This is a genomic window from Mesorhizobium sp. M0293 (assembly GCF_040321735.1).
In the GTDB taxonomy this organism is placed as follows: domain Bacteria; phylum Pseudomonadota; class Alphaproteobacteria; order Rhizobiales; family Rhizobiaceae; genus Mesorhizobium.
This window is the reverse complement of record NZ_JAMYSA010000232.1, coordinates 1-3,513: the sequence shown is the minus strand read 5'-3', so window position 1 is coordinate 3,513 and position 3,513 is coordinate 1. Positions and strand designations below refer to the sequence as shown.

The following is a 3,513-nucleotide window of genomic DNA, read 5'->3' as shown; positions in this document are numbered from 1 at the left end:
TCGCCCCCACGGCAGCCTAAAGTCAAAACCGCCCATCAGTCGCCTCGCCTTAACCGAGGACAACCTGTTGAGGCTCCACACCTAGGGCATGCACTCCTCTGAGACCTGCGATGATTTCTGCCTGGGGTGAGTCAGAGACATAGTCGCGAGTGATAACGGTTCCATCGTTCTGAGGATCGAACGTATTCTTGACACGAAGAGGTATATTTGCATGACGCAACTCCTTGGAAGCGGCCGAATGAATCGCTTCCACTTCGAGGTTAGACAGCTTATTGGCGACCTCATAGTTGGTAGGGCCGACAGCGCGAACCCGCTCGATGCCGACAATCTTGGGGTCGGCTGTCGATAGATGGAACTCCTTATGGATTATTGCCTCCTTGGCGCCGGTAAGTACTGCGATCCGAGCGAATGTGACCTCAGTGTAGCCGCGGCCATAGAGCCGCACCAGGCCACCCGGGCATCGACTGTAGCCGGGGACGATCGGCAGCTGCTTGCCGAGATCGATAGCGGATAATGCTGTCCCAATTCGGGCGTCAAGGCTCATTTCAGTTTCGTCGCGCCAACCCGTCGTGTCCACGAAAATCGCCTCCACGCCGAGTTTCCTGAGGAGCAGAACTGTGTTGTGGGCACTGTGGGCTTCGCCCTGCGCAGCCAGAATCTCACGCACGGCAATCAGGTGCTCTTCGAGCCTGAAGTGGCCATATGAGCAAAGCCGCTGTAGATCCAACAGGCAGTCGCTCACTCCTTCAAAGCGCTCGTTCACAAACTCGTCGGCGACGCGCCTTTCCGACGAGTCACCGAAGACTTCCGCATTGAGCCTCTTCATCGCCAGACGGACCTCCACGATCGCTTCGATCCAAGCTGATTTTGAGCTGGCGCTCGCGAAGAGTGCATAGACGCCGGGCTTGCCGGTCTTCTTGTGCTCGAGAAGCCGGTCTGTCATCCCGCTGTAAGCGGACACGACGAATATGCGGTTGTACAGCGCGCTCCTCTTGCGTCCCCCAACCAGGACGTTCTCGATGACGGCAGCGGCATTGGAGATCGACGTGCCGCCGATCTTCTCGACGGTGTGGGCACCAGGCTCGCAGTTCGGCAAGAGAATCACCTCCAAATGCTTTGGGTTAGTTGGCTTGGCTGGTCAACCGCCGCAGCACCAGCGGCCACAGAAGCCGATAGAGCCAGCCGCCCCAATACACTACGTACCTGAAGAGTTTCTCGTTTCCGCGGCGCCACCAGTTGCTTGACCAACGTTTCCAGTAATCGCCGCAAAGATTTTTGCTTCCAAATATCTTTGCTCCGAAACCTGCAGCGGCCTGGAGAATATCATTCGCGGAAATGATAAGGATTAATGTTTTGTAAAATTGTGTTTGAACGCGCCCAGTGCTGAACCGAGGCCGGGAGCGTGACCAATAACGAGGCGCTCAGAGATCATGAAGCAAATGTTTCGACTCTGTCGCAAACTGACTCGCAGCGCTGAATCCGGCATGAGTGCTCGTCTTTCCGGGAGTTTGCCACGTTCAACCGCCGTACCCCATTGCTGCGTATGGGCTCTACGTGCTCCCAGCAGCGCCTTGAGTTTGGCGAAGGCGTTCTCAATCGGATTGAAGTCGGGACTGTAGGGCGGCAGGTAGAGCAGGCTCGCGCCTGCGGCCTCAATCGCGTCGCGCACGCCGGCGGTCTTGTGGGCGGGCAGGTTGATGGGGTGGACGCCCCCTCACGGCATCGCTGTGCCAAAGTGGTGTCGTCAAACATCATCGAACGGAGGCGTCCATGTTGGAAGTTAACACAATCGGATTGGATCTGGCGAAGAACGTGTTCCAGGCGCACGGCGCGGATGTATCGGGAGCCGTGCTGTTCAGGAAGAAGCTTCGCCGTGATCAAGTACTTCGGTTTCTTGCTGATCAGCCGGCCTGCACGGTTGCCATGGAAGCGTGCGCCGGCAGCCATTATTGGGCGCGGGAGATTGCGAGGCTGGGGCACGGTGTTCGGCTAATCGCTCCGGGATACGTCAAGCCATTTGTCAAAATATGGTCAGGTGGGCATATCTTTACTAATCGTGAGGTCGCAGGAATGTGAAGGGACGCGTGCAGATTGGCTTAGTTGTAACGTTTTTCGCTCACGTTCCTTCGCATTATTTCAGAGGCTGTCGAGCCAGGCGAGCAAGCTCGCTTCCCGCTTCCATGATGGCAGATGAGTTGCCGTTGCCGGAACGCCGACCTGTTCCAGGGCCCTTCGCTTCGTTTCCAGATTGGCCTTCGCGTAGTGGTTAGTGGTGTCGAGGCTCACGTGGCCAAGCCAGCTGCGGATGACCGTGATATCGACGCCCGCCGAGACAAGGTGCACAGCGGTGGCGTGACGGAAGCTGTGTGGCGTCACATGCTTGGCTCGCAGCGATGGCACGGTTTCGGCTGCCGCTTTAACATAAGTCACAAGCTTGAACCGGACGCCCGAGGCGCTGAGCGGCTCGCCGTAGCGGTTAACGAACATCCGCGCGTTTGGCGCTCGCGGCTGCCGTTCCAACAGCTTTTTCAGCAGCAGCGCGGTTTCTGGCCAGAGTGGGCAGATGCGCTCCTTACGGCCCTTGCCAAGGAGCCGCACGCAACCCGGGGTATCGAACCGGATGGCCTCAGGACACAGATCGAGCGCTTCCTGTATTCGTGCCCCGCTATTGTAGAGGAACGAGAGCAGCGCGTGATCGCGCAGGCCTTCGAGCGTCGAGCGGTCTGGCTGGGCAAGGATCGCCGTCACTTCCGCCTGATCCAGATAACACGGTTCTGATAGCGGCGCCCGCTTGACCGGGACGTTGAGGACGTTGAGGATTTCCACGCATTGGGCGATCGATGCGGGATCCCTGGTCGCCACGAGTTGAAGAAGCTGCGGATCGCGGCAAGCCGGCAGTTGCGCGTGCCGATCGTGCCGCCGCGTTCGTGTTCGGCGTGCCTCAGGAACGCAGCCACTTCACTGGCCGTCAGATCGGCCAGCGTGATCGCCGCCACCGTCTTTTCTGCGCGCTGTGCGACGAACCGGAGGAACAGGCGCCAGGTGTCGCGGTAGGATCGGACCGTGTGGACGGACGCGTTACGCTGCTCAACAAGCCATTCGTAGAAGAACGCGCGCATCAGGTTCGGGAACGGGTTGGCCTTGCTCATGAGCGCGTCTCCCGCCCGAGATTGAGGCATGGAGCGCCTATAGCCCTGAACCGCTCATTGGCGAGATGCAGCAGATCCTGTGTGACCGTGATGTAGACCAGGGTGGAGTTGATATCCCGATGGCCGAGATAGGTCGCGAGGAACGGCAGTCGATCCTGCGGGTTGATCCCCTGTCGGTACCATTGAAGGATACGGTTCACGACCATCGAGTGACGCAAGTCATGTAAGCGTGGCCCGGTTCGCCCGTGCTGTGGTTTCAACCCGGCGCGACGTATGACGGGATCGTGGTCGAGTAGCTCAGCCATTCGGCTTTCGCCCTCACAGATCCGGGCGGGCGGATTTCCCGCACCCGGCTCTTCCCGAG

General features: G+C 59.1%; 4 protein-coding genes and 2 pseudogenes. 1 reads left to right on the top strand and 5 read right to left on the bottom strand.

All coding sequences use genetic code 11. The features are described 5' to 3' along the window. Window positions 1-49 precede the first annotated feature (49 nt). Both NKJ06_RS34895 and NKJ06_RS34890 read right to left on the bottom strand, forming a co-directional pair. Window positions 50-1,096 carry an amino acid kinase family protein gene (locus NKJ06_RS34895; RefSeq protein WP_352812466.1) on the bottom strand — a complete coding sequence of 349 codons (1,047 nt, stop codon included), beginning with the start codon at window positions 1,094-1,096 and terminating at the stop codon, window positions 50-52. 444 nt (window positions 1,097-1,540) lie between these two features. Next, window positions 1,541-1,696 (bottom strand): annotated as a pseudogene (locus NKJ06_RS34890) (transposase); the annotation flags it as partial. 74 nt (window positions 1,697-1,770) lie between these two features. Between NKJ06_RS34890 and NKJ06_RS34885 the strand changes: the two are divergent. Continuing rightward, a pseudogene (locus NKJ06_RS34885) lies at window positions 1,771-2,025 on the top strand (IS110 family transposase); the annotation flags it as partial. Between the two features lie 111 nt (window positions 2,026-2,136). Here the strand turns inward: NKJ06_RS34885 and NKJ06_RS34880 are convergent. From NKJ06_RS34880 to NKJ06_RS34870, 3 genes are all read right to left on the bottom strand, one after another. Next, the gene (locus NKJ06_RS34880) at window positions 2,137-2,748 is read right to left on the bottom strand and encodes a tyrosine-type recombinase/integrase (RefSeq protein ID WP_352812464.1); all 612 of its coding nucleotides are present in this window, start codon (window positions 2,746-2,748) and stop codon (window positions 2,137-2,139) included. Beyond that, window positions 2,745-3,149, bottom strand: a complete 405-nt coding sequence (locus NKJ06_RS34875; protein ID WP_352812462.1) for a site-specific integrase — start codon at window positions 3,147-3,149, stop codon at window positions 2,745-2,747. Before NKJ06_RS34875 ends, NKJ06_RS34880 begins: the two co-directional genes overlap by 4 nt. Continuing rightward, window positions 3,146-3,513, bottom strand: a 368-nt coding sequence (locus tag NKJ06_RS34870) for a site-specific integrase (RefSeq protein WP_502905679.1), incomplete at its 5' end; no start/stop codon positions are given. The genes NKJ06_RS34875 and NKJ06_RS34870, both read right to left, overlap by 4 nt.